General features: G+C 67.6%; 4 protein-coding genes. 1 reads left to right on the forward strand and 3 read right to left on the reverse strand.

Annotated features, from left to right (window positions below):
• The 3 genes from DL237_RS20340 to surE all read right to left on the reverse strand — a co-directional run.
• On the reverse strand, positions 1-791 hold a 791-nt coding region (locus DL237_RS20340; RefSeq protein ID WP_147405386.1), incomplete at its 3' end, for a LysM peptidoglycan-binding domain-containing protein.
• Between the two features lie 80 nt (positions 792-871).
• The gene (locus tag DL237_RS20345) at positions 872-1,528 is read right to left on the reverse strand and encodes a protein-L-isoaspartate(D-aspartate) O-methyltransferase (RefSeq protein WP_119400797.1); all 657 of its coding nucleotides are present in this window, start codon (positions 1,526-1,528) and stop codon (positions 872-874) included.
• 137 nt (positions 1,529-1,665) lie between these two features.
• The gene (gene surE / locus DL237_RS20350; protein ID WP_119400798.1) at positions 1,666-2,451 is read right to left on the reverse strand and encodes a 5'/3'-nucleotidase SurE; all 786 of its coding nucleotides are present in this window, start codon (positions 2,449-2,451) and stop codon (positions 1,666-1,668) included.
• Positions 2,452-2,685: 234 nt separating this feature from the next.
• Between surE and DL237_RS20950 the strand changes: the two genes are divergently transcribed.
• A partial coding sequence (locus DL237_RS20950; protein ID WP_233545093.1) for a hypothetical protein occupies positions 2,686-2,927 on the forward strand: 242 nt, incomplete at its 3' end.

Here is a 2,927-nt window from a genome sequence, read left to right on the forward strand (position 1 = left end):
AGCGGGGCCGGGGTTTCGGCGGGCAGCGGTTTCGAGGCCGAGGGCGGCGGCGGCGTGGGCGAGCCGACGCCCGGCGCCGTCGTGGTCGCCAGCGGCGGCCGCGCCGCGGTGCCATTCTCTGACACCAGCGGGATCAGCAGGTACTGCCCTTCGCGGATGGTAAAGTTGGCGTCCAGCCCGTTCCATTCGGACAGCGAGCGGACGGAGACGCCGTAAAGGCGCGCCACGGTATAGGCGGTTTCGCCACGCTCGACCCGGTGACGGATCGGTTCCTGGCCGACCTGGCGCGCGGGTTCCCCTGGTGCCGAGGGCGGCAATGTCGCGACCGAGATTTCCTTGTCTGCGGCCCGTTCGATCGCACTGCCCGCCATCTGGGTCAAGCCGACGTCGCCGGGCGCCATGATCGGCCCGGTTCCGGCCGCGCCTGTCGCAGCCGAAGGTTCGGCCACCCGGCTGGGCAAGGCCAGCACGGCGCCTTCGTTCAGGCGGTCCCCGACGTTCAGGCCGTTATAGCGGGCCAGTACGGCGGGATCTGCGCCGACCCGTGCGGCGACGTCCGTGACGGTGTCGTCACGCCGTGCCACGACCACCTGGTAACCGGGATAGGAAATGATCCCGCGGTTGTCGGGGGCGGGGCGCGCGGCGGTCACGCCGAGCGCGGCGTCGGCCGTGGAAAAGCCACCGAAGCCCCCCCGCAGGTCCGAGTCGATTGGCCCGTTGCAGGCGGCCAGCAGGGCCAATGCGCTGGTGGCGGCGACAATTCGGCCAAGGCCTTTGAAAGTTGCGGTCATCTGTTCGTCCTCATCCCATCCCCGATGTCGGGGCTGTTCTCGGGTGTTCTTTGGCCGCCCGCTCTCGGTGGCGGGCTGGTTCAGGTGTCCTTGCCCATGCCTTCCAGCAGCGGGACAAAGCGCACCGGGCGCAGTTCATCGTATTCCAGGCCCTGTTCAAGCTTTCGCACACGGATCAGGCTTTGCACCGTGTTCGACTGCCCGACGGGCAGCACCATGATACCGCCGACCTTGAGCTGAGCCAAGAGCGGGCCCGGCGGGTCTTCGGCCGCGGCGGTCACGAGGATGCGATCAAAGGGGGCCTGATCCGGCAGGCCAAAGCTGCCGTCGGCGGCGAAGGTGGTCACGTTGACCAGCCCCAGCCGGTCCAGCACGGCCTTGGCTTCGCGTACGAGGCGGGTATGGCGGTCGACGGTATAGACCCGGCGGGCGAGGTGGCTGAGCACAGCCGCCTGGTAGCCCGAGCCGGTGCCGACCTCCATCACCTTGTCGCGCGGTTGCACGTCCAGCGCCTGGGTCATCAACCCGACGACGGAGGGCTGCGAAATCGTCTGGCCGCAGGCAATCGGCAGGGGCATGTCCTCATACGCGCGATCGGCAAAGATGCCGCGGATGAATTCGCCCCGATCGACCTTTTCCATCGCCTCGAGCACGCGTTTGTCCGTCACCCCACGAGAGCGCAAGGCAAAGAGGAACTGCATCTTGCGTTCCGCTGTGTCGCTGGTGTCGTGGCTCATCTGGTCTTGGATCCGGCTGGTTCGGGAACGGTGGGGCGAAGTGGAAACGGGGAGCGGCGGCGCCCGCGATGGCCCGAGACTGCGGCAATCGGACCTGCAGGGAAAGGGCTATCGTGGGTTGGGGGCGTAACGCTGCGCTATTCGATGACCTTGAGGGCGTCGAGCAGGTCGTGCGCTGTCAGATCGGCCCGCATCGGGGTGATCGAGACATAGCCCTGCAAGTTGACGTCGGCGTCCGATCCGGGCGTGGCCGCGACGCGCTGATCGCCACCGCGTGCCCAGAGAAACCGGCGGCCCGAGGGCGCCTCGTGCGGGATCACGCCAAAGCTGGTGCCCTTGCGATAGCCCTGCGGGACCACCTTGCGCCCCTTGACGTCGGCGGCGGCGCAAGGCGGAAAGTTGATGTTGTAGAAGGTGCGGTAATCGCTGTTGCCGTCACCGGGGTGATTGGCCAGCACGGCCCGCACGACGTCCGCGCCGAGGGTTGCGGCCACTTCGAAGGGATCCTCCAGGTGGGCATTGTCCGGCCCCCAGTACTGCGACAGGCCCATGGCGGGGATGCCTTGCAGCGCACCTTCCATCGCGCCGCCCAAAGTCCCTGAATACACGGCATTTTCCCCGGAATTATTGCCGCGGTTGACGCCTGAAAGGATCAGGTCGATCTGCTGACCGTTAAGCACGTCATGCACACCGGCAAGGACGCAATCGGCGGGGCTGCCTTCGGCGGCGAAGGTGCGCGGACCCATTTCGGAGATCATCGTGGGGTGGGTGTAGGAGATGCAATGCGCGACGCCGGATTGCTCAAACGCGGGGGCGACGGTCCAGACTTCGCCATCGGCACCGGCAAGATCGGTCGCGATGGCGTGCAGCGTCTTGAGACCGGGGGCGTTGATGCCGTCGTCGTTGGTGATGAGAATGCGCATGAATGTTCCCTTGTTCGACTGGCTGATCCGGCTCGCTGATCCGGCTGGCTGATCAGACTGGCCGTTTCGACTGGTCAGTTCGTCTGGCCAATTCGTCCGGCCGGACTGACTGGTCCATCCGTCTGGCCGTTGACCCCTGCATAGGCGAGGCAGCGGTGAGGGGCAAGCGACCGGGTGGGCTGTCTTTGCGGCTTCGGTATTCACGTCGGTATCTTGACGGTATCCGAGCGGTGAATGGCCGCTGTTTGCACCGGCGGGCCGTATGCCGCGACGGCGCTGCGACTGCGTGGCGCGACGGGCGGCAGGGTGCCTGACCGGGGGCGTCTGACTGGCAGCGGTGCAACGGCTGGTGCGGTGTGCGCCGCCCGGACATTGTTCGCGGGGCTGAGCGGCGGCTCCGCCACCCCCGGGCAGCGGCACGCGAGCGGGCGCGCGCCGCTGGTCGGCGGCACGTCGGCGGCCAGTCAGGTGGCGGG

The sequence above is a fragment of the Pseudooceanicola sediminis genome (genome assembly GCF_003575965.1).
In the GTDB taxonomy this organism is placed as follows: domain Bacteria; phylum Pseudomonadota; class Alphaproteobacteria; order Rhodobacterales; family Rhodobacteraceae; genus Pseudooceanicola; species Pseudooceanicola sediminis.

Coding starts and splice junctions, on each gene's coding strand:
- DL237_RS20345 (WP_119400797.1), bottom strand. CDS start 1,528: ATGAGCCACGACACCAGCGACACAGCGGAACGCAAGATGCAGTTCCTC.
- surE (WP_119400798.1), bottom strand. CDS start 2,451: ATGCGCATTCTCATCACCAACGACGACGGCATCAACGCCCCCGGTCTC.